Below are 23226 nucleotides of genomic sequence, written 5' to 3'. Positions count from 1 at the left end.
TCTGGTAATGAAAATGAGTTTTTTAGCATTTTAATCTACAAGGAGTCACCCATGAAAAAGACAGCTGCCGTAATTTCTGCACTTATGCTCACTTTTACCTTAGCAGCCTGTTCAAGCAACTATGTTATGCATACCAATGATGGTCGCACTATCGTTGCTGATGGTAAACCTAAAGTAGATGATGAAACTGGGATGATAAGCTACACCGATGCCAACGGCACCGAGCAGCAAATTAACCGTTCAGAAGTAAAAGAAATGGCTGAGGGTAAGTAGTTTAACGCGAAGTCACCGTTCAAAAGATGCCTAATACGGCAATCAAACCCTCTGCAACAACTTAAATTTAAGCTCTGACTATGTGCAATGCAAAGTCGCGTTTAAATTTAAGCGCTGAAAATAGGGTAAAAAAAAGCACCGCTAAAATAGCGGTGCTGCATAAAATCACTATGGACAGACAGGGTAAATGTACAGGAAGTGAAAAAAAACAGTAGCTTAGCTACTATGTCTGGACTACCAGACCATTTGCAAACACAACATCACAACCACAAAGCCAAAAGCATTTCAGTACCTGGATACTAAACCTACTTTTCGTTCCGGCTTGGGAAGTGCCGCCACTATAGGTATTTGCTGGCGCATCATCAACGGACAATTTATAATGTCTCGGATTATAAAAACTAATAAGTAAACAAAGGGTTTCATCTAAGGATGAGCCGTTATAAAAAAGTATCCAATTCATGTCAAAACGATTACCACCCCTGAACGCCTTGCGGGTTTTCGATGCGGCCGCACGCCACTTGAGTTTTACTAAAGCTGCTGATGAATTATTTGTCACGCAAGCGGCTGTTAGTCACCAGATAAAGTCCCTGGAGGATTTTCTCGGGCTAAAACTGTTCCGCCGTCGTAACCGCTCGCTGTTACTGACTGAGGAGGGGCAAAGCTACTACCTCGATATTAAAGAGATTTTTACCTCCATCAATGAAGCAACTCGTAAATTGCAGGCGCGTAGCGCGAAAGGCGCGCTCACTGTAAGCCTCCCTCCTAGCTTTGCTATTCAATGGCTGGTCCCTCGTCTATCTGGATTTAATGCGGCTTATCCGGGGATCGATGTCAGGATTCAGGCGGTAGATCGGGAGGAGGACAAACTTGCTGATGACGTTGATGTGGCTATTTTCTATGGCCGGGGTAATTGGACTGGTTTGCGTACTGAGCGTTTGTATGCAGAATTCTTACTTCCTGTTTGTGCGCCTACTTTATTAACGGGTGAGCATGGATTAAAAGTACCGGCAGATCTGGCTAATCATACGTTGTTGCATGATACTTCCCGCCGGGATTGGATGGCCTATACCCGTCAACTGGGTGTTCCTCAAATTAATGTGCAACAAGGTCCGATATTCAGCCATAGTGCGATGGTGGTTCAGGCTGCCGTTCACGGCCAAGGTATTGCGTTAGTGAATAACGTCATGGCTCAGGCAGAGATTGAAGCAGGGCGCTTGGTGTGCCCGTTTAATGATGTTTTGGTGAGTAAAAATGCTTTTTATCTGGTTTGTCATGACAGTCAGGCAGAACTAGGTAAAATAGCCGCCTTTCGTCAGTGGATATTGGCAAGAGCTGCCAGCGAGCAAGAAAAGTTACGCTTTCGCTATGAGAACTGATTAATCACCCTATTCTGCGTAGTAATGACAACCCATTCACGATGGTAACCCGCTACGATAAAATGGGCTATTGTCGGGCGATATAACGATATACCCACGTCATTGGAATCGCAGCTAGCACTTCTGCAATGTCGAGTACGAAGGGTATAACTCTATCTAATTTAAGGTTAATGACGATGAATGGTCGTTTAATGCTGATATTTGCCGCACTGAGCGGTTTTTTCTATGTCGCTTTTGGTGCCTTTGGTGCTCATGTATTGAGCGCCTCACTGGGGCCGAATGAGATGGCCTGGGTTCGTACTGGGCTGGAGTACCAAGGGTTCCATACGCTGGCGATTCTGGCGTTAGCTGTTGCGATGCAACGGCAAGTAAGTATTTGGTTTTACTGGAGTGGTGCCTTGTTAGCGCTCGGAACGCTACTCTTTAGCGGCAGTTTATATTGCCTGGCTCTATCGCACCTGAAACTGTGGGTATATATCACGCCAATCGGCGGCGTATGTTTTCTGGCGGGATGGATTTTGATGTTGATTGGCGCGCTGCGTCTAAGAAAAAGGGCAGAACGCCATGAATAATAAAATTGCTTTATATTGCCGCTCTGGCTTTGAGAAAGAGTGTGCGGCAGAAATTACCGCGAAAGCGGCACAGCTTGAAATCTTTGGTTTCGCTCGAGTAAAAGAAAACAGCGGTTATGTGCTGTTTGAGTGCTATCAGTTGGAAGATGCCGATCGCTTGATTCGTGAAGTGCCTTTTCGTGAGTTGATTTTTGCCCGCCAGATGATGGTGGTGGGTGAGTTATTAAAAGATTTGCCGCCGGAAGACCGTGTTTCACCGATTGTGGGGATGTTAGTCGGTGTTATTGAAAAAGCCGGTGAGTTACGTGTTGAAGTTCCTGATACCAATGAAAGCAAAGAGTTGCTTAAGTTTTGCCGTAAGTTAACGGTACCTTTACGCAGCGCAATGCGGGAACAAAAAATTCTTTCTGCCCGTGAAAATCCTCATCGGCCAGTAGTACACGTGTTCTTTATCGCGTCTGGCTGCTGTTATGTTGGCTACTCTTACAGCAATAATAACTCGCCGTTCTATATGGGTATCCCCCGTCTTAAGTTCCCATCTGACGCACCAAGCCGTTCAACCTTAAAACTGGAAGAAGCTTTTCATGTGTTTATCCCTGCGGATGAATGGGAGGAGCGTTTGGCCAGTGGTATGCATGCAGTTGATCTAGGTGCTTGCCCCGGTGGTTGGACCTACCAATTAGTGCAGCGCAGCATGATGGTTCAGGCTATTGATAATGGTGCGATGGCACAAAGCCTGATGGATACCGGACAGGTAACCCATCATCGCGTCGATGGTTTTAAATATGAGCCAACGCGTAGCAATATCTATTGGTTAGTATGCGATATGGTAGAAAAGCCGGCTAAAGTGACGCAACTTATCATCAAGTGGTTGGTAAACGGTTGGTGTCGTGAGGCAATTTTCAACTTGAAATTACCGATGAAAAAACGTTTTGAAATCGTTTTGGAAAATATGGAAATGATGGATGAACAGTTGAAAGAAAACGGTATCAATGCCCATATTCAAGCTAAACAGCTCTATCATGACCGTGAAGAAGTGACGGTGCATGTGCGTCGTATTTGGTCCGGTGTTCCGGGGCGTCGGGATGAGCGTCAATAGTCATATATATTTGGTACTTGCAGCCGCAGTGGTTTAGCGGTGGCTCCAATTACTGGAATATGAGTATCGTGTTATCCGCAAGGGGCCATTTGGCCCCTTAATTTTAAGGTAACCTAAGTTGTTGCAAATTACCGCTTAATGTCAAATCGGTTTTCAGTGTAGCGATTTGCTTACAGATAAATGCCATATCTTGGTGTTGCTGCAATTTCTTCCGCCATTTCTCCGGCACTGATTCCAGATCTTGATAAAGCACTTCAAGGTTGCTGGCATGCTGCAATAGCAGTGCGGCAGTTTTGGCACCTATCCCCGCGACGCCTGGAATTTTGCTGCTGCTGATGCCCGCAAGCCCCCAATAGTCAGGCAGTTGGTGTGGCAATACACCAAACTCTTGTTTTACAAATGGCATATCCAGCCAGCGTTTTTGGAAGTAATCGCGAATCTGTACATTTGGCGCTAACAGTTGGCAGTAACCTTTGTCGGTGGAAACGATCGTCACTTGATGGCCAGCTCTACCAATTTTGGTCGCCAAAGTTGCCGCCAGATCATCGGCTTCATTGCCAGGAGAATGCCAGCAAGCGACCCCGAGTGAACTAAACGCCTCACGGATCTGCGGCATTTCTTGTTGCAGGTTGTCCGGCATCGGTGAGCGGCCAGCTTTGTAATCAGGCAAGCATTGATGACGCCAACTATCGGAACGATCATCCTCATCAAACACGGCGACAGCGTGGGTGGGTAAACTATGTGAAATAAGCTGTTGCAACGCATGCTGGCAGGCATTAATGCAAGGTGAACCTTGTACTGCATGGATGCGACGAATCAGATTAAGTGCATCAACGATAAGAAGATGGATTTGCATAGCCTGTCTTATATAGTCATTAAGCCAGATTAATGTCGGGCAGCCACACGACTAAGTGCTGGCGCTGCCCGGTGAGGTATTACTATTTAAGGCTTAGCTGCAAATTTCGTAGCAAGGGGTATAAGCAGTGCCAGGCAGTTTCATTCGATGCTGTGCAATAAATCCTTGCAGTAAGCTATCCATTTGTTTCATCAATTGTGGATCGCCATGCAATTTATAAGGCCCATAGGCTTCGATGGCATGAATTCCCACTTCTTTTACGTTACCCGCAACGATGCCTGAGAATGCACGGCGTAGTGCCGCAGCCAGTTCTTCAGGGGGCTGGTTATGAGACAGATTGAGATTCGCCATATTTTCATGACTCGGTTCAAACGGATGCTGTAAATCTGGCTTGATACGGATAGACCAGTTGAAGCTATAAGCATCCCCCGTATTACGGCGGTTTTCTTTCACCAGTGGCATCGCTTTCTTCATTTGACGGGCGACTTCAGCCGGGTCATCGATAATTATCTTGTAGTATTTGCGCGCGCCATCACCCAGAGTGTTCATGATGAACTCATCCACCACTCGGAAATAATCCGCGCTCTCTTTTGGCCCGGTTAAGATAAGTGGCAGTACCTGCTCACTGTTCTCTGGATCCATTAATATGCCTAGCAGATAGAGCAACTCTTCCGCTGTCCCTACGCCACCTGGGAAAATAATGATGCCATGCGCGATGCGGACGAACGCTTCAAGCCGTTTCTCAATATCCGGCATGATAATCAATTCATTGACCAGCGGATTAGGTGGCTCTGCTGCAATGATGGAAGGCTCAGTCATACCAATAAAACGGCCATTTCTGTAACGTTGTTGGGCATGGCCAACGGCGGCACCCTTCATCGGTGCTTCCATCGCTCCTGGCCCACAGCCAGTGCAAATATTTAACTCTCGTAAACCCAGTTGGCTCCCCACTTTACGGGCATACAAGTATTCAGTTTCATTGATTGAATGGCCGCCCCAGCACACAATCATATTGGGGTCTTCATCAAGATGGAGGGCTCGGGCATTACGTAAAATAGAAAAGACCAGATTGGTCAAATGGCTGGAGCTTTCCATATCGAGATGTTGAAAACGCCCAGCGCTAACAATTTGACCATTCACAAACAAAATATCGCGTAACACCGCAAACAGATTTGCCTGTAATGAACGAATAATTTTGCCATCAACAAAAGCATGTTCTGGTGGATTTACCAGTTCGAGTTTTACACCTCGTTCACGGCGCAATACATTGATATCAAAAGTTTCATAACGCGATAAAAGCTCTTTGCTGTTATCGGTTAGGCTGCCTGAATTGAGAACTGCCAAGGAGCAGTTACGGAATAAACGGTACAGATCACTGCTGGCTGTACGTTTGAGCATATCCACTTCGAGCTGTGATAACAGATCCATTGAGCCGAGTGGGCTGACATGTGTAATCAAAGTTACTCCTTTACACCCCGGAGGGTGGTAGTGTCCGTGTATACCCTTCGTACTTAACGTTGCTGGGTGTTGGCTGCCTACCAGCAACACCAATTACTTTGGGTATATCAGAATGCTGCTTTCTATTTTGCCGTGGAATATCATAGAGATCTTTAAGTATCTATCCCTGATTTCTCTACTGAAAAATAGCGTGAAGATACGGTAATTAACCTTAACGTTGTCCCTCGGTTTTTGCCAATACTAACGTGCGTTGTGCTTAAATGTTGCGTACATGTACGCATATATTTATTGCCGGGCCATACGGCCAGTTGATGGAACAAAATCAGTATTGGAGCGCCAAGGGTTGATATCCAGTCCGCCACGGCGGGTATAACGAGCATAGACCGACAGTGTTTCAGGCTGACAAAAACGCATTATGTCGTTGAAGATACGCTCTACACACTGTTCGTGAAATTCATTATGGTGCCGGAAAGAGACCAGATAGCGTAGCAGTGCCTCTCGGTTAATCTGTGGGCCACTGTAGCTGATTTGTACTGATCCCCAATCTGGCTGGTGGGTAATCAGGCAGTTGGATTTGAGCAGATGGCTAACCAGGCTCTCTTCTACTCTGTTGGCCGTGGTAGCCCCTTGCAGATAATCGGCGCTAAATTCATAGCTATTGATACGAATATCCTGTTGGTCGAGACATTCGCCCGAGAAATCGGCAATGGGTTGATGTGTTATTTCATTGAGTTGATATAGCGTGACACTGACATCACCTTGAGCGCAGGCCGCCAAATCGCGTTGCAATGTGGCGCGAACACTTTCCCAATCAGCAAACACGGTTTGGTTAAAACTGTTGAGATAGAGTTTAAAGCTTTTGGATTCAATCAGATTAGTACTATCCGCATTCAGGCTGATTTCACCCACGGCAACTTGTGGCAGGCCATTACTGTTTAGCCAAGACAATTCATAGAGCGTCCAGATATCTGCACCATGAAAGGGCAGGTTATCTGGATATAAACCGAGAGGTTCACGGTTCATGCTGCGTGGCACAGCTTGCAACAAGGTGACGTCATAGTGATCGCGATAAGCGGTTGGTTTGCCCAGCGTCAGTTCCGCCAGAGCCTTATGGTCTTGATATGAAGACATGCTGTTCCCATGATGAGAGAAAGGTACAATAGCTTTAGTTTATCAATTTATGCCGCGTTTAACTGCATTTCTGAGTGGGGGTAACACTCAGAAATGCAGCGCAAGCCGCCGCGATACTGAGAATCGAGAATGGACCAGAATGTTTCAACGGCACTGAATAGCTTTACCCAACGTTATATCAATCTATGGCAGCAGCAGACCGGGCATCTGCCCGCCAGTGAAGAACTTTATGGTGTTACTTCACCTTGCATCGTGGAAACTCAGGACAGCCAGGTATTTTGGTTGCCACAGCCAGCGGTTGCCGATGCCACATTGGCTAATATTGAACGGGCGTTGGAGATTCAGCTTCACCCGGATATTCATGCGTTTTACACCTGCCAATATGCTGGCGACATGATGGCTAATTTAGGTGATCACCGTTTTACGCTGCTACAAGTGTGGAGCGAAGATGATTTTATCCGTTTACAGGAGAATCTAATTGGTCATCTGGTCACGCAAAAAAGGCTGAAACTCTCGCCAACGCTGTTTTTAGCAACCACCGAGTCAGAGATGACAATGGCTTCATTGTGCAATGTCACAGGTAATGTGGTGTTAGAGCAATTTGGTAGTAGTAAGCGCACCCTGCTGGCATCGACTCTCATACATTTTCTTGATGCATTGCGTCCAGTATTACCTGAATAAGCGAGTGGTTATTGTTTATTCTGGTCAAGTCGGTGTGCGAGATCTCTCACACCGGCTGTGAGACATCACTTCTATTCTTTAACTGTAAAGTTTTTGTGTCAAATTTATCTTCAATAAAATCATTTTGTTATAAACGTTCATTTTTTTATATGTAAAAGTATCAGCATCATTATTCTTACAGTGCCTTGCCACCCTTTGTCGATTAAGCGATCCTTCTAATCGCCGGATAGGATCTGGCGGAGAAGGACGGTATCTGGATGCTACCACTTCAGGATGAAGAACACTGGGACTGCTTAGGACGAGTGAAGGGATGTTTCAGGATGGAACAAAGGACACCTCCAGGATGGAGATTGAGAGCCGGTTCAGGATGAATGGTGGGTTAGGATAACCTCAGGATTAGCATCGGGATGGTGTAGGACACTGCGACGGATTGCTGGTTAGGATAACCACACGGAAAAGTTTTCATGGATTGAGCAGGGAGCATCACTTTTAGCGGGATAGCTATGAAACGAATTGAGGGGTACTGGTAAAACAGTACCCCTTTTTTTATGCTTATTTTGCCCAATATCCTTCTGTTGTCTATGGCGTGAGTTTGGGCATCGCCTTCTTCAATGGTATGCTTGGCCGCCGTTGGACCAGCCCGGCGAATGGCTGTTTTTTGGTTGAGAGCATAATCATGAGTATAGAAAATCAGGTGCGTCAGAACTTACGGGATATTGAGCTTGCCATGCGAGCAATTGATCTTTGGCAAGTTGTTCCACCGCCAGCGGCAGCCTTCGAAAGTAATGAGCCTTTCAGTATCGATACCATGGATGCCGAGCAGTGGTTGCAATGGGTACTGATTCCCCGAATGTATGCATTGCTGGAATCGAATAACCCACTTCCGACACGTTTCGCCATTACGCCATACTTTGAAGAGGCATTAAGTGGTGATAGTCGGCCAGATTGCACCATACTGCTGGCACAATTACAGTGTCTCGATGATCTGTTGAATAAAGAAAGTAACTAATGCTGGAAATAATTTACCAAGATGAATATATAGTTGCGGTGAATAAACCCGCCGGTTGGCTGGTTCACCGTAGTTGGTTGGACAGTAATGAAACCGTATTTGTGATGCAAACGGTGCGCGACCAGATTGGCCAGCATGTTTATACCGTCCACCGTCTGGATCGCCCAACATCAGGTGTGCTGCTGATGGCGTTATCCAGTGATGTTGCCCGTGCTCTTTCGGCGCAGTTTGAACAGCACCAGATTCAGAAAATATACCATGCGGTGGTTCGTGGCTATGTGCTGGAAGGTGGTACGGTTGATTACGCGATGAGCGAAGAACTGGATAAAATCGCGGATAAACATTCCAAACAAGATAAAGCACCACAACCGTCAGTTACCCACTATCAGCCTTTGGCTCAAGTGGAAGTTCCTGTTGCTATTGGGCGCTATGACACATCACGCTTCAGTTTATTGGAGCTGAAACCGGAAACAGGGCGTAAGCATCAGTTACGGCGACATATGGCACATATACGCCACCCAATTATTGGTGATAGTGCCCACGGTGATTTGCGTCAGAATAGAGGCATTGCCCAACACTTTGATTGCTCACGGCTCATGTTGCACGCTAGCCATTTACAATTGAATCATCCAGTTACTGGTGAGGTGCTTTCGCTTACGGCGCGTTGGGATGAATCCTGGCAAGGCTTGATGTCACACTTTGGCTGGTTGGGTATTACCCCTCATCTTGAAAGGGTTGAGTTTCCGGCGACCGAAGGTCAGGATAGTGAATAATTTTTTCTGGTTAAAAGGGAATATCTTTTATGGCTCAGGTCGGGATTTTTGTCGGCACTGTCTACGGTAATGCGTTGTTAGTGGCGGAAGAAGCTGAAAACATACTGAAAGAGCAGGGGCATGAGGTAACACTGTTTGAAGAGGGGACTTTAGAAGCCTGGCAGTATTATCGTCAACATTATGCACTGGTTATCACATCTACTACCGGACAAGGCGACTTCCCTGACAGCATAGCAGCACTGTTCGTCGCTGTTCGTGATCAGGTAGGGTTTCAGCCAGAGCTACGTTATGGCGTCATTGCACTAGGTGACAGCAGTTATGATAATTTCTGCGGCGCAGGGCGAGCATTTGATGAACTGCTGCAAGAGCAAGGGGCGACCCGGATTGGTGAACGACTGGATATTGACGCGATGGAACACCCTGAGCCAGAAGTGGTTTCAGCGTTGTGGGTAGAAAAATGGGGCCGCTTGCTTAAGTAACATAGCTTCTGCTCAATGACGTATTGTGGCGTGCAGTGTGCTGCCACAATACGTCATTGAGCTAGATTTAGCGGCCGTTGGTCAGCTTTTCTAAATCTGATTCAATTTCTGAAATCTTATTGGCGACAACGCTTTCTAAATGGCGTAAGTCATCCAGGATTTTGCGTTTCAAATCCACTTCAATCTGATCGCGCTTACACAGTTGATCCAACTCATCAATGACGTAACGGAGATTAGGATTGATTTCATTGATTTCTTTGTAACCATGTCCAGCGTTATCCGCCACTACAGTTTTGCGTTGGCGTGGATATTTGAATTTCACACTCTTAGCAAAAAACTCGCCTTTATCTTTGCGGAAATAAATTTTCAGAATGTCGTTATTGGCCTCCTGACGCAGGCTATAGCGATCGACATCTTCTGGTTGTGTGATTCCTAAGCTTTTCAGATTGTCATACATAGCGCCACCTTTTTGATTTTATATTCCACAGTTTATGATTATGACGGTAAATTTCGCCAAAGTATGTGATTGCAGGCGATAACTTCACAAAGCAAAAAAATAGCGGGTGATTAGCCCGCTATATTCATCTTAGTCGATGGTGCGTAATAACTCATTAATACCGACTTTTCCACGGGTTTTCGCGTCAACTTTCTTCACGATAACTGCACAGTACAGGCTGTAGCTACCGTCTTTCGAGGGCAGGTTACCGGAAACGACAACAGACCCGGCCGGAACGCGGCCATAGTGAATTTCACCAGTTTCACGATCGTAAATACGGGTGCTTTGCCCAATAAATACGCCCATAGAGATAACGGAACCTTCTTCGACGATAACCCCTTCAACCACTTCTGAACGCGCACCGACAAAGCAGTTATCTTCAATGATGGTTGGGTTGGCTTGCAGTGGCTCAAGCACGCCACCAATGCCGACACCACCGGACAAGTGCACATTCTTACCAATTTGCGCGCAAGAACCGACAGTTGCCCAGGTATCGACCATGGTGCCTTCATCAACGAAAGCGCCAATATTCACATAAGAAGGCATCAGTACGGTATTACGAGCGATAAATGCGCCTTTACGTACGGTTGCTGGTGGTACGACACGGAAGCCTTCACGTTGGAACCGCGCTTCATCGTAACCGGCGAATTTCATTGGTACTTTGTCGTAGTAACGCGTTTCTGCGCCTTCCATGACCTGATTATCATTGATACGGAAAGACAGCAGTACCGCTTTCTTCAGCCATTGATGGGTAACCCACTGGCCGTCAATCTTTTCTGCCACCCGTAGTGCACCGGTATCAAGCAGATCAATCACGTGGTTAATCGCTTCGCGGGTTACGGTATCAACGTTGGCCGGCGTGATATCTGCACGGCGTTCGAAGGCGGTTTCAATAACGTTCTGTAGTTGCTGCATCCTGTTCCCTTCAAAATGGGTTGTAAGAAAAATTAATGACTAAAAAGTTATTTGTATCACAGTTTATCGTTCGGATTGAGGGTATCTGTCAACCGTTGTGCTAATTCGCGGCGGGTTTCAATACTTAAAGCGCGGCGATCTTTGTCTGCTAATACAAATAAATCCTCCACCCGCTCGCCAATAGTTGTGATACGTGCGCTATGCAGCGATAACCCTAAATCTGCAAATATCCCACCTACCCGAGCCAGTAAGCCCGGCTGGTCCAGTGCAATTAGCTCCAGATAAGTACGGCGCTCGTTATGGGTTGGCAAGAAATTGGTTTCAGTCGGTACACTGAAATGCCGTAATTTAGGTGATAACCGCCTGACGCGCGGATGTTGATAATTCGGCTGGGTCATCGCTTGTTCTAAGGCATGACTAATGATGGGATGTCTATCTTGAGCCAGTGGGCTGCCATCTGGCTCCAATACGATAAAGGTATCCATCGCCATACCATCGCGGTTGGTGAAAATCTGTGCATCATGAACACTCAGATTGCGGCGATCCAGCTCACCGACCACCGCAGCAAACAGTGATGGGCGGTCAGGGCTCCAGATGAATATTTCGGTTCCCCCCCGTGTTGCCTGACGGCTAACTAACACCAGTGGCTTGGTTGAGTCATGCTCTAATAAGTGGCGGGCATGCCAGGCTAATTGATTGGGTGAATGACGCAGGAAATAATCAGCCCGGCAGCGGCTCCAGATGCGGTGCAATGCTTCTTCATCGATATTATCCATCCGCAGCAGCGCCAGAGCTTGTAGCCGGTGGTGACGGACACGTTCGCGCAAATCCGGGCTGTTTTGCATACCACGGCGTAACTGTTTTTCTGTAGCGAAATAAAGTTCGCGTAACAGGCTCTGTTTCCAGCTATTCCACAAATTTTCATTGGTGGCGCAAATATCAGCCACCGTCAGACTGACTAAATAGCGCAAGCGAGTTTCGCTTTGTACTTCGGCGGAGAATTGCTGAATAACCGCAGGGTCCTGAATATCTCGACGCTGAGCTGTCACTGACATCAAGAGATGGCAACGAACTAACCAAGCCACAAGTTGAGCTTCGCGCGAGTTAAGGCCGTGCTGCTCGGCAAATTCCAATACGTCGTGAGCGCCCAGTATTGAATGGTCGCCCCCACGCCCTTTGGCAATATCGTGGAACAGCGCTGCTAGCAACAATAATTCAGGTTGAGGCAGGCGTGGGTAAAGCTCGACGCAGAGAGGATGGCGTGGCCGGGTTTTTTCATCGGCAAAGCTTTCGAGTTTAAGTAACACGCGGATAGTGTGCTCATCTACGGTGTAGGCGTGAAACAGGTCAAACTGCATCTGGCCAACGATACTGCCCCATTGTGGCATATAGGCCCACAGCACGCTGTGGCGATGCATCGGTAATAATGCTCGGGAAACCGCACCTGGGTGGCGCAAAATGGCCATGAATAGCTTGCGGGCTTCAGGAATGTTACATAAAGGCTGTTTCAGATGCCGCCGGGCATGGCGTAAGCGGCGTACTGTGGTGGAATATATGCCTTTGATATCCTGATTGCGCACCATCAGATAGAACATGCGCATAATAGCTTCAGGCTGCTGGATAAATAAGTTCTCATCACGCAGATCTATCAAATCCCCGCGTAACTGAAATTCATCATCCAGTGGACGTGGTTTTTCATTGGTACCCAGCGCCAATATGGCTTCGTCAAACAGTTGTAGCAGCATGTTGTTCAGTTCGCTGACCCGGCGCGTCATACGATAAAAATCTTTCATCATCCGTTCGACCGGTTCATTGCCTTCGCCCTGATATTGCAAAAGCTGAGCCACACTCAGTTGGCGGTCAAACAGCAGGCGGTTATCGTAGCGAGTTAATACCAAATGCAGCGCGAAACGGATGCGCCACAGAAAACTCTGGCTTTCAATCAGCTCATTGCGCTCAGCTTTGGTCAGAAAACCGAAATCAACCATCTCACTTAAGGATGTGGCACCAAAATGGCGGCGGGCTACCCATTGTAGGGTGTGGATATCCCGTAACCCACCAGGGCTACTTTTAATATCAGGCTCTAGGTTATAACTGGTGCCATGGTAGCGTTTATGCCGTTCTTGTTGTTCGGTGATTTTGGCATGGAAAAATTGCGGAGAGGGCCAGAAATTGTCGCTGAAAATGTGCTTCTGCATCTGTAAAAACAGAGCTACATCACCGCAAATCAAGCGTGACTCAATCATATTGGTGGCGACAGTGAGGTCGGCTAACCCCTCGAGCAAACACTCTTCCAGTGTGCGCACGCTGTGGCCGACTTCCAGTTTCAGGTCCCATAGCAAAGTGATCAACTGGCCGACGCGTTGCGCATCTTCATCGCTTAGACGCTGCCTGCTGAGAACCAATACATCAATATCTGATAAGGGGTGTAGTTCACCACGGCCATAGCCGCCCACAGCAACCAGCGCGGTTTCAGCCACATCATCAAAGCCATAGAAGGTCCACAGCCGCCGTAACAGGCGGTCAATGTAATCACTGCGCGCAGCAATTAATATCTCGGCACTGATTCCGCCATTGAATGCTTCCGCCTGCCAAAGTTGGAAAGTCTCAAGCCGCTGCTTGAGAATCGGGCAATTAAGGTCACTATCGAGATAAGTGCTCGGTGGTGCGGGCTGCTCAGGAATGACCTTCGGTACCGCAGGGGATACAGAGTGCTCGGTGTGATTGTCAGACATATGTTTACCCGATAAATGCGACCTGATAAAAAGACGCAGCCCATAAAAAAGCCGGCGGCTGCCGGCTTGTCATTATTACTCGTGCGTTATGATGTTGGGGATGGTGTCATCCTTTCGCAACGTCATTATTTCGCAGCCGTTATCGGTTACCACAATAGTATGCTCATACTGTGCCGACAAGCTGCGATCTTTAGTTTTTACCGTCCAGCCATCTTTCATGGTACGAATTCGGTAATCCCCTGCGTTGACCATAGGCTCAATGGTGAAAGCCATACCCGTTTGCAGGATTACGCCACCGTCGTCTGCATCGTAGTGCAGCACTTGTGGCTCTTCATGGAAACCTTCGCCAATACCGTGGCCACAATATTCACGCACCACAGAAAAGTTCTCTGCTTCCACAAATTTTTGGATCTCTTTACCCAGAGTGCGCAGGCGGATACCCGGTTTGACCATTTTGATTGCCAGGTACAGGCTCTCTTGAGTGACGCGGCACAGGCGCTCACCTAGAATGGTCGGTTTGCCGACGATAAACATTTTTGATGTATCGCCATGGAAACCGTCTTTAATAACAGTCACGTCGATATTGACGATGTCACCGTCTTTCAACACTTTCTCATCACTTGGAATGCCGTGACAAATAACTTCATTAATGGAAATACAAACCGATTTAGGAAAGCCGTGGTAACCCAGACAAGCAGAGATAGCCTGCTGATGGTTGGTGATATGATCGTGGCAGATACGATCGAGTTCACCAGTGGTTACCCCCGGTTTTACGTGAGGTTCAATGATCTCCAGCACTTCAGCAGCCAGGCGGCCAGCAACGCGCATTTTTTGAATATCTTCAGGTGTTTTTATTGAGATTGCCATGCAAAAGTGTCCGTAGGGGCTGTGAATACCAACCAGCCGCCGTAATATGAATAAGCAGGTAATAAATATCATATACCCTAAATAACCTGTCGCTAATGGTACCAGCCCTGCAATTAGCTGCCAAACTTTCGTTTGCAGTGACGACACTAAATGCAACAAAAGTTGGTGTGTTGCGGCTGTTTATGGTATAAAGCGCGCCGGCAAACCGCACTATTATGTTGTCGTTTCAGGTCCGATTTCAGGGCATGTCCTGATGGCAGGTAGCTGTTTAGCTGAGTAATACCAATCGCACTCATATGTGTAAATAACACACACGTGTCGACACATACGCCGGGGTGCCCTAAAGTTTTTGATGATTATCAATTTCTTATGGGGTCGGCGTTATGGGGCACGTGGAGGCATAACCCCAACTGATACTATAGAGGTTTTAATCATGGCAACTGTTTCCATGCGCGACATGCTCCAGGCCGGTGTTCACTTCGGTCACCAGACCCGTTACTGGAACCCGAAAATGAAGCCTTTCATCTTCGGCGCACGTAACAAAGTTCACATCATCAACCTGGAAAAGACCGTACCAATGTTCAACGAAGCTCTGGCTGAATTGAAAAAGATCTCTTCCCGTAAAGGTAAGATCTTGTTCGTTGGTACTAAACGCGCAGCAAGCGAAGCGGTAAAAGACGCTGCCAACAACTGCGACCAGTTCTTCGTGAACCATCGCTGGTTGGGCGGGATGCTGACTAACTGGAAAACTGTTCGTCAGTCCATCAAACGTTTGAAAGATTTGGAAATCCAGTCTCAAGACGGCACCTTTGACAAGCTGACCAAAAAAGAAGCGCTGATGCGTACTCGTGAACTGAACAAGCTGGAAAACAGCCTGGGCGGTATCAAAGACATGGGCGGTTTACCAGACGCTCTGTTTGTTGTTGATGCTGATCACGAACACATCGCTATCAAAGAAGCTAACAACCTGGGTATCCCGGTATTCTCTATCGTTGATACTAACTCCGATCCAGATGGCGTTGACTTCATCATCCCAGGTAACGATGACGCGATCCGTGCAGTTAAACTGTACCTGAACGCCGTTGCTACTGCCGTCACTGAAGGTCGTTCTCAAGATCTGGCCGTTCAAGCGGAAGAAAGCTTCGTAGAAGCTGAATAATAAGTCAGGCTCGTTGGAGCCCTTATTAACCAGGTATTGAAATATGTTGGTTAGGGGGCCTTTATAGGCCCCCTTTGCGTATCTAATGTGAGATCTTGTTTTCACAAGAGAACCGAGGAAATTTAAATGGTTGCTATTACCGCTGCTTTGGTAAAAGAACTGCGTGAGCGTACTGCCGCAGGCATGATGGAATGTAAAAAGGCGTTGGTTGAAGCTAACGGCGACATCGAGCTTGCCATCGACAATATGCGTAAATCTGGTCAGGCTAAAGCTGCCAAGAAAGCAGGCCGTATCGCTGCTGAAGGCATCATCCTGGCTCAACTTTCAGCCGACGGTAAGTTCGGTGTGATTCTGGAACTGAACTGCGAAACTGACTTTGTTGCTAAAGATGCTGGCTTCAAAGCATTTGGCGAAGAAGTTATCAACGCAGCTCTGGCTGACAAAATCACTAATATCGACGTTCTGAAAGCTAAGTTTGAAGAGCAACGCGCCAATCTGGTAGCTAAAATCGGCGAGAACATCAATATTCGTCGTATTGCTGCTCTGGAAGGCGATGTTCTGGGTACTTATCTGCACGGCGCTCGTATCGGCGTTATGGTTGCAGCAACTGGCGCTGATGAAGAGCTGGTTAAGCACATTGCTATGCACATTGCTGCAAGCAAACCAGAATATGTTAAGCCAGACGATGTTCCTGCTGAAGTTGTTGCTCGCGAGCACCAAATCCAGTTGGACATTGCTATCGAATCCGGCAAACCACGTGAAATTGCTGAGAAGATGGTTGAAGGCCGTATGCGTAAGTTCACCGGCGAAGTTTCTCTGACTGGTCAGAACTTCGTTATGGACCCAAGCAAAACCGTTGGTGATTTGTTGAAAGAGAACAAAGCTGACGTAACAAACTTCATCCGCTTCGAAGTGGGCGAAGGCATTGAGAAAGTTGAGACTGACTTTGCTGCTGAAGTTGCAGCAATGAGCAAACAGTCTTAATGCTAAAAATGGGGCCGCCAATCGGCGGTTCCATTTTATCCACTCGATACCCGTCATACTTCAAATTACAGGTGCGTTGACTGCTTTCGTTCACTTCAGTCACTTACTTATGTAAGCTTCTGAGGATTCGCTCAGTTGTCGTCTTCCTGCAACTCGAATTATTTAGGGTATAAGCTTAGTCCTGTCAGTTTTCAGCGCACGGTATTGCTTTGAACATTTGACGGTCAAGTTCCCAATATTTATTACTGCTGCTTAGGACAGAACACCATGGCAACCAATGCAAAACCCGTATATCAGCGTATCCTGCTTAAGCTTAGCGGCGAAGCCCTGCAAGGCGCGGAAGGTTTTGGTATCGACGCAAGCGTTTTGGATCGCATGGCTCAAGAAGTTAAAGAGCTGGTCGAATTGGGCATTCAGGTCGGTGTGGTCATTGGCGGTGGTAACCTATTCCGCGGTGCCGGTTTGGCACAGGCTGGGATGAACCGCGTAGTGGGCGACCACATGGGAATGCTGGCTACCGTAATGAACGGCCTGGCAATGCGAGATGCACTGCACCGTGCCTATGTGAACGCCCGCCTGATGTCTGCTATTCCACTTAATGGTGTGTGTGATAATTACAGTTGGGCTGAAGCTATCAGCTTGCTGCGTCATAACCGTGTGGTGATTTTTGCCGCAGGTACAGGTAACCCTTTCTTCACCACCGATTCCGCGGCCTGTCTGCGTGGTATCGAGATCGAAGCTGATGTAGTGCTGAAAGCGACGAAAGTTGATGGAGTTTACTCCGCAGATCCGGTTAAAAACCCTGACGCAACACTGTTTGAGCAGCTAACCTATCAGGATGTTCTGGAGCGCGAGCTAAAAGTTATGGATCTGGCGGCCTTCACTTTGGCCCGTGATCATAACTTGCCAATTCGTGTTTTCAATATGAACAAACCTGGCGCTCTGCGTCGCGTGGTGATGGGTGAGAATGAAGGGACGTTGATCACTAAAGAAGTGACAGCGATCGCTAAATAAGCGGCAGCCTGTATTGTCAGGGGCATGCGGCTTTCAGATATGCCCCCAATGCCTGCAACTGTTGGTTTGTATATTCACCGGCTATACTCATGCTATGGCCTGCCAAGTAACCAGTTTCCAAGGGTTCACAACGTGATTAACGAAATTAGAAAAGATACTGAAGTGCGTATGGAAAAATGCTTTGAAGCTTTCCAAAACCATATCAGTAAGATCCGTACCGGTCGTGCTTCTCCAAGTATTCTTGATGGCATTCAGGTTGAGTATTATGGCACTGCTACGCCATTGCGCCAGTTGGCTAACATTGTGGTTGAAGACTCCCGTACTCTGGCATTGACCGTGTTTGACCGCAGCCTTAGCGCCGCGGTTGAGAAAGCGATCATGACCTCCGATTTAGGGCTGAATCCTTCTTCCGCGGGTACCGTTATTCGTGTTCCACTGCCAGCATTGACAGAAGAGCGCCGTAAAGACTTGATCAAAGTTGTTCGTGCAGAAGCAGAGCAGGGCCGTGTATCGATTCGTAACGTGCGCCGTGATGCTAACGAAAAAGTGAAAGCTTTGCTGAAAGATAAAGAGATCAGTGAAGATGAAGACCGCCGTTCTCAGGATGATATCCAAAAACTGACCGATGCTTTTATCAAGAAAGTTGATACTGCATTAGCGGCTAAAGAAGCTGAGTTGATGGATTTCTAATTCTGACTGACAAAAAACAGAGCGTCGCTTAGGTGGCGCTTTGTTTTTAGCAGGATCACTATTTTGCCGATTCACTAGGTTAGTAGAGTCATGCGATATCGGCAGTAATACGCTATAAAATTGGGCCGAGGATCTTTATTAGACCACCTGTTATTCGGGTCGGTTGCGCTCTCGCCTATCATAAAAACAGTTATTCAGAGCACTCTCATGAAGCAACTGACTATTCTTGGTTCTACTGGCTCCATCGGTAACAGCACTTTGGGTGTTGTCCGCGCTAATCCCGAATTATTCAACGTTACTGCACTTGTGGCTGGTCGCAATGTCGAGCAGATGGCAATGCAATGCCTCGAGTTTTCTCCTCGCTATGCCGCGATGTCAGATGAAATATCGGCCAAAGCGTTGCGCCAGTTATTGGCTGAGCACGGTTCGAAAACCGAAGTTTTTCATGGTGAAAAAGCGGCCGGTGAACTGGCTGCGTTAGACGATATTGATCAAGTGATGGCGGCAATTGTCGGTGTGGCAGGCCTGTCTTCAACGCTGGCGGCTATTCGTGCAGGTAAACAGGTATTACTGGCTAACAAAGAGTCACTGATTACCTGCGGCAAGCTTTTCATGGATGAAGTGAAACACAGCCATGCACAACTGCTGCCAATCGACAGCGAACATAATGCGATTTTTCAGAGTTTACCTGAGAAAATTCAGCGTAAACTAGGCTACTCTTCACTAAGTGAGAATGGCGTCTCGCGCATTATTTTAACTGGCTCGGGTGGCCCACTACGTGAAATACCTTTATCGCAATTTGCCGATGTCACACCAGATCAGGCTTGTGCTCATCCAAACTGGTCTATGGGGCGCAAAATTTCAGTCGACTCTGCGACTATGATGAATAAAGGGCTTGAATATATCGAGGCCCGTTGGTTATTTAATGCCAGCGCAGAGCAGGTAGAGGTTATTTTACATCCTCAATCTGTCATTCACTCGATGGTGCGTTATCACGATGGTAGTGTACTGGCCCAGATGGGGACCCCAGACATGCGTACCCCGATTGCACATGCGATGGCGTACCCTATGCGAGTAAGTTCAGGTGTCGAACCACTGGATTTCTGCAAGATACATGAATTGACTTTTGCTGAACCGGATTATCAACGTTATCCATGCCTGAAGCTGGCTATTGATGCTTCTAATGCAGGCCAGGCAGCAACGACGGCACTGAATGCCGCGAACGAAATATCCGTTATGGCATTTTTAGCTTCACGCATTCGTTTCACTGATATTGCAGCCATCAACCTTAGGGTTGTGGAACAGTTATCATTGGCTGAACCCACTAGTGTGGATGAGGTGCTGATCATTGATCGTCAAGCCCGTGATACGGCAGCTCAAGCAATAGAAAAATTGAATCATTAAGTTGTATTGGCTGTTTTGGGAATTTGTTAGGGCAAGGCTGAGATGGTATAGTCTGCACCGTCAATAGATAGATAGACTGTTGATTAGTGGCCCAATAGGTATTTAAACCGTCTATTTTGGCTGTCACTTAAGAAGCCGTGACTTGGTACACGGCTTTTTTTGTGGGCTTACTGCCTAATGTTCGGGACGAACAATTGATTTATTGAGGAAATGAGTTCGCATTATGTCGTCTGTAAATGAAGATAGGGCTAACTTGTGCCCCCTGATTCCGCGTCATGTCGCTATCATTATGGATGGTAATGGGCGTTGGGCTAAAAATCGGGGTAAATTAAGGGTCTTCGGGCATAAAGCGGGAGTGAAGTCAGTTCGTCGTGCAGTAAGTTTTGCTGCCAATCATCATTTGGATGCGCTCACGCTTTATGCTTTCAGTAGTGAAAACTGGAATCGCCCTGCTCAGGAAGTCACCGCTCTGATGGAGCTTTTTGTTCGTGCGCTGGACAGTGAAGTAAAAAGTCTGCATAAACATAATGTTCGTTTATCTGTTATTGGTGATATCAGTCGATTTAGTGAACGTTTACAACAACGGATCCGTCGCTCAGAAGCGCTAACTGCCGACAATGACGGTCTGAAACTCAACATCGCTGCCAATTATGGTGGCCGTTGGGATATTATTCAGGGTGTGCGCCATCTAGCTGAGCAAGTACAGCAAGGTGAGTTGCAGCCCACAGATATCAGTGAAGAATCGCTAAACTCGCATATCTGCCTGCATGAGCAATCTGAGGTGGATTTAGTGATCAGAACCGGTGGTGAACATCGCATCAGTAATTTTTTGTTATGGCAAATTGCCTATGCTGAACTTTACTTTACTGATGTACTCTGGCCTGATTTTGATGAACATGTCTTTGAAGGTGCGCTGAATGCATTTGCACAACGCGAGCGTCGCTTCGGGGGAACTACACCTATCGATGCCACTGCATCCTAGGGGGAACTTTTGCTGAAGTATCGTCTCATAACTGCTTTGATTTTGATTCCGGTTGTCATTGGTGCCCTGTTCCTGCTTCCGCCGGTTGGTTTTGCTATCGTTACTCTCTTTGTCTGTATGCTTGCAGCCTGGGAGTGGGGGCAATTAGCTGGGTTCGCCAGTCGTTCTCAGCGTATTTGGTTAGCCATACTTTGTGGTTTTCTACTGATCTCAATGCTGCTTAGCCTTCCTGCCTATCAGCATTCTGCTCATCTACCACAAGTGAGTGTCCCTCTCTGGCTCTCTATGGGCTGGTGGGTCGCAGCATTGCTGTTGGTGCTTACTTACCCACGCTCTGCGGCGTTGTGGCGCGATTCACGTCTGTTACGTATAATTTTCGGCGTTCTGACTATTGTTCCCTTTTTCTGGGGCATGGTGGCATTACGTCAGTATGGTTATGAGCAGAACCACCATATCGGCGCCTGGTGGCTGCTGTATGTGATGCTTTTGGTATGGGGTGCGGATTCTGGCGCTTACATGTTTGGTAAGTTATTCGGTAAACATAAATTAGCGCCTAAAGTATCACCAGGTAAAACCTGGGAAGGATTAATTGGCGGTTTACTGACATCAGCTCTGATATCATGGTTGTTCGGTCGTTATGCTCCGTTGGATATCATCCCGGAAAAACTGTTAATCTGTTCCGTGGTGGCTGCATTGGCCTCAGTACTTGGCGATTTGACCGAAAGTATGTTTAAACGTGAAGCGGGAATCAAAGACAGTGGTCATCTGATTCCTGGTCATGGTGGGATACTGGATCGTATCGATAGCCTGACCGCAGCTGTGCCGGTATTTGCCTGCTTAATGCTGTTAGTGTTTTAATCCGTCACTGACGGGGAGTTTAGGGAATATGATGAGCATACTCTGGAGCCTGGCCGCGTTTATTATCGCACTGGGGATCTTAATTACAGTGCATGAGTTCGGTCACTTTTGGGTGGCGCGGCGCTGTGGTGTCCGTGTCGAACGCTTTTCGATTGGTTTTGGTAAAGCGCTGTGGCGTCGGACGGATCGTCAAGGTACCGAGTATGTTATCGCCCTTATCCCGCTGGGCGGCTATGTTAAGATGCTAGATGAGAGTGTTGAAGCTGTTGCTCCTGAGCTTCGTCATCAATCTTTTAATAATAAAACTGTTTTGCAACGCGCGGCAATCGTCAGCGCGGGCCCTATTGCCAACTTCCTTTTTGCTGTCATTGCTTACTGGCTGGTGTTTATCATTGGTGTGCCAAGTGTGCGCCCGGTAGTGGGTGACATTTCGCCACAATCCATTGCTGCACAAGCCAATATTTCTCCAGGAATGGAACTTAAGTCTGTAGATGGTATCGAAACGCCTGACTGGGACTCTGTTCGTTTGGCCCTCGTCGGCAAAATCGGTGATAAACAAACACAGGTGGGTGTGGCACCATTTGGTTCTGCTAATGTGGTGCAAAAGACACTGGATCTGCAACAGTGGCAGTTCGAGCCTGATAAGCAAGATCCTGTCGTGGCGTTGGGTATTATTCCACGAGGCCCGCAGATTGAATCTGTCTTGGCTGAAGTTCAAACCGGGTCTGCGGCACAAAAGGCAGGTTTACAAGCAGGGGATAGGATAGTTAAAGTTGGTGGTCAGCCACTGGATCGTTGGCAAACATTTGTTTTACAGGTTCGTGATAACCCCGGTAAGCCACTGGTGTTAGATATTGAAAGGGGTGGTACCCCCTTGTCTTTAACCTTAATACCAGATACAAAATCGGTTGGAGAAAACCGCAATGAAGGTTTTGCGGGTGTAGTGCCGAAAGTTATACCGCTTCCGGATGAATATAGAACGATTCGCCAATATGGCCCGTTCACGGCACTCTACCAAGCTGGGGATAAAACCTGGCAGTTGATGCGGTTGACGGTAGGCATGTTGGGTAAACTGATTACTGGTGATGTTAAACTGAATAACTTGAGTGGCCCGATATCTATTGCACAAGGCGCTGGGGTTTCAGCTGAGTACGGATTGGTGTATTACCTGATGTTTTTGGCACTAATCAGTGTCAACTTGGGCATTATCAATTTGTTCCCGTTACCGGTATTAGATGGTGGACATCTGCTCTTCCTGGCGATAGAAAAGCTGAAGGGTGGGCCGGTTTCTGAGCGAGTACAGGACTTCAGTTATCGCATCGGCTCGATTTTGCTGGTGTTATTAATGGGGCTTGCACTTTTCAATGATTTCTCCCGTCTTTAACGGCTGGGGATAGGTTAGGAAGAACGCATAA

Annotated in this window: 23 protein-coding genes; 16 read left to right on the top strand and 7 right to left on the bottom strand. The window is 47.3% G+C overall.

Annotated features, from left to right (window positions below):
• Positions 1-51: 51 nt before the first annotated feature.
• From ACWJJO_RS17660 to rlmM, 4 genes are all read left to right on the top strand, one after another.
• A complete protein-coding gene (locus ACWJJO_RS17660) occupies positions 52-273 on the top strand; it encodes a YgdI/YgdR family lipoprotein (protein ID WP_005166349.1) in 222 nt (73 codons plus the stop codon).
• 458 nt (positions 274-731) lie between these two features.
• Complete coding sequence (locus ACWJJO_RS17655) at positions 732-1649, top strand: transcriptional regulator GcvA (protein WP_083162896.1); 918 nt, start codon at positions 732-734, stop codon at positions 1647-1649.
• A gap of 176 nt (positions 1650-1825) precedes the next feature.
• Positions 1826-2221 carry a DUF423 domain-containing protein gene (locus ACWJJO_RS17650; RefSeq protein ID WP_083162898.1) on the top strand — a complete coding sequence of 132 codons (396 nt, stop codon included), beginning with the start codon at positions 1826-1828 and terminating at the stop codon, positions 2219-2221.
• On the top strand, positions 2214-3320 hold the full coding sequence (rlmM, locus tag ACWJJO_RS17645) for a 23S rRNA (cytidine(2498)-2'-O)-methyltransferase RlmM (RefSeq protein ID WP_083162900.1): 1107 nt from the start codon (positions 2214-2216) through the stop codon (positions 3318-3320). The genes ACWJJO_RS17650 and rlmM overlap by 8 nt, the downstream gene beginning before the upstream one ends.
• Positions 3321-3423: 103 nt before the next feature.
• Here the strand turns inward: rlmM and xni are convergent, their stop codons facing one another.
• From xni to queF, 3 genes are all read right to left on the bottom strand, one after another.
• A complete protein-coding gene (gene xni, locus ACWJJO_RS17640) occupies positions 3424-4176 on the bottom strand; it encodes a flap endonuclease Xni (protein WP_442850691.1) in 753 nt (250 codons plus the stop codon).
• Between the two features lie 93 nt (positions 4177-4269).
• Positions 4270-5634: a nucleotide 5'-monophosphate nucleosidase PpnN gene (ppnN, locus tag ACWJJO_RS17635; RefSeq protein WP_083162904.1), complete on the bottom strand. Its 1365-nt coding sequence runs from the start codon at positions 5632-5634 to the stop codon at positions 4270-4272.
• A 285-nt stretch (positions 5635-5919) separates the two neighbouring features.
• Positions 5920-6765 carry an NADPH-dependent 7-cyano-7-deazaguanine reductase QueF gene (gene queF, locus ACWJJO_RS17630; protein WP_083162906.1) on the bottom strand — a complete coding sequence of 282 codons (846 nt, stop codon included), beginning with the start codon at positions 6763-6765 and terminating at the stop codon, positions 5920-5922.
• A gap of 129 nt (positions 6766-6894) precedes the next feature.
• Here queF and syd point away from each other — a divergent pair, with 129 nt between their 5' ends.
• The 4 genes from syd (at position 6895) to ACWJJO_RS17610 (ending at position 9707) form a co-directional block, all read left to right on the top strand.
• Entirely contained in the window at positions 6895-7446 is a 552-nt protein-coding gene (gene syd / locus ACWJJO_RS17625; RefSeq protein WP_481091305.1) for a SecY-interacting protein, read from the top strand.
• A gap of 676 nt (positions 7447-8122) precedes the next feature.
• The gene (locus ACWJJO_RS17620; RefSeq protein WP_083164106.1) at positions 8123-8455 is read left to right on the top strand and encodes a YqcC family protein; all 333 of its coding nucleotides are present in this window, start codon (positions 8123-8125) and stop codon (positions 8453-8455) included.
• Positions 8455-9228: a tRNA pseudouridine(65) synthase TruC gene (gene truC, locus ACWJJO_RS17615; RefSeq protein WP_372569538.1), complete on the top strand. Its 774-nt coding sequence runs from the start codon at positions 8455-8457 to the stop codon at positions 9226-9228. The genes ACWJJO_RS17620 and truC overlap by 1 nt, the downstream gene beginning before the upstream one ends.
• Positions 9229-9257: 29 nt before the next feature.
• Entirely contained in the window at positions 9258-9707 is a 450-nt protein-coding gene (locus ACWJJO_RS17610) for a flavodoxin (protein ID WP_083162913.1), read from the top strand.
• Between the two features lie 67 nt (positions 9708-9774).
• Here the strand turns inward: ACWJJO_RS17610 and ACWJJO_RS17605 are convergent, their stop codons facing one another.
• The 4 genes from ACWJJO_RS17605 to map all read right to left on the bottom strand — a co-directional run bounded on the left by ACWJJO_RS17605 (position 9775) and on the right by map (position 14720).
• Positions 9775-10164, bottom strand: coding sequence for a DUF3461 family protein (locus tag ACWJJO_RS17605; RefSeq protein WP_004706707.1), 390 nt, complete (start codon positions 10162-10164; stop codon positions 9775-9777).
• Positions 10165-10293: 129 nt separating this feature from the next.
• Positions 10294-11118, bottom strand: coding sequence for a 2,3,4,5-tetrahydropyridine-2,6-dicarboxylate N-succinyltransferase (gene dapD / locus ACWJJO_RS17600; protein ID WP_004391708.1), 825 nt, complete (start codon positions 11116-11118; stop codon positions 10294-10296).
• Between the two features lie 56 nt (positions 11119-11174).
• The gene (gene glnD / locus ACWJJO_RS17595) at positions 11175-13853 is read right to left on the bottom strand and encodes a bifunctional uridylyltransferase/uridylyl-removing protein GlnD (RefSeq protein WP_083162915.1); all 2679 of its coding nucleotides are present in this window, start codon (positions 13851-13853) and stop codon (positions 11175-11177) included.
• A gap of 75 nt (positions 13854-13928) precedes the next feature.
• Positions 13929-14720: a type I methionyl aminopeptidase gene (gene map, locus ACWJJO_RS17590; protein ID WP_083162917.1), complete on the bottom strand. Its 792-nt coding sequence runs from the start codon at positions 14718-14720 to the stop codon at positions 13929-13931.
• A 433-nt stretch (positions 14721-15153) separates the two neighbouring features.
• Between map and rpsB the strand changes: the two genes are divergently transcribed.
• From rpsB to rseP, 8 genes are all read left to right on the top strand, one after another.
• Positions 15154-15879 carry a 30S ribosomal protein S2 gene (rpsB, locus tag ACWJJO_RS17585; RefSeq protein WP_083164108.1) on the top strand — a complete coding sequence of 242 codons (726 nt, stop codon included), beginning with the start codon at positions 15154-15156 and terminating at the stop codon, positions 15877-15879.
• Positions 15880-16005: 126 nt separating this feature from the next.
• Positions 16006-16863 carry a translation elongation factor Ts gene (tsf, locus tag ACWJJO_RS17580; protein ID WP_005185754.1) on the top strand — a complete coding sequence of 286 codons (858 nt, stop codon included), beginning with the start codon at positions 16006-16008 and terminating at the stop codon, positions 16861-16863.
• A gap of 267 nt (positions 16864-17130) precedes the next feature.
• On the top strand, positions 17131-17877 hold the full coding sequence (gene pyrH / locus ACWJJO_RS17575; protein ID WP_083162919.1) for a UMP kinase: 747 nt from the start codon (positions 17131-17133) through the stop codon (positions 17875-17877).
• 132 nt (positions 17878-18009) lie between these two features.
• Entirely contained in the window at positions 18010-18567 is a 558-nt protein-coding gene (gene frr, locus ACWJJO_RS17570) for a ribosome recycling factor (RefSeq protein WP_083162921.1), read from the top strand.
• A 207-nt stretch (positions 18568-18774) separates the two neighbouring features.
• The gene (gene ispC / locus ACWJJO_RS17565) at positions 18775-19971 is read left to right on the top strand and encodes a 1-deoxy-D-xylulose-5-phosphate reductoisomerase (protein WP_372569535.1); all 1197 of its coding nucleotides are present in this window, start codon (positions 18775-18777) and stop codon (positions 19969-19971) included.
• 223 nt (positions 19972-20194) lie between these two features.
• Entirely contained in the window at positions 20195-20953 is a 759-nt protein-coding gene (gene ispU / locus ACWJJO_RS17560; protein WP_083162925.1) for a (2E,6E)-farnesyl-diphosphate-specific ditrans,polycis-undecaprenyl-diphosphate synthase, read from the top strand.
• 9 nt (positions 20954-20962) lie between these two features.
• Positions 20963-21811 carry a phosphatidate cytidylyltransferase gene (gene cdsA, locus ACWJJO_RS17555; protein ID WP_083162927.1) on the top strand — a complete coding sequence of 283 codons (849 nt, stop codon included), beginning with the start codon at positions 20963-20965 and terminating at the stop codon, positions 21809-21811.
• Positions 21812-21839: 28 nt separating this feature from the next.
• On the top strand, positions 21840-23195 hold the full coding sequence (rseP, locus tag ACWJJO_RS17550; RefSeq protein ID WP_481091304.1) for a sigma E protease regulator RseP: 1356 nt from the start codon (positions 21840-21842) through the stop codon (positions 23193-23195).
• Positions 23196-23226 lie beyond the last annotated feature (31 nt).

The sequence above is a fragment of the Yersinia antarctica genome, from assembly GCF_056636475.1.
The sequence above is the reverse complement of the archived record's forward strand: the minus strand, read 5'-3'. Positions and strand labels throughout refer to the sequence as shown.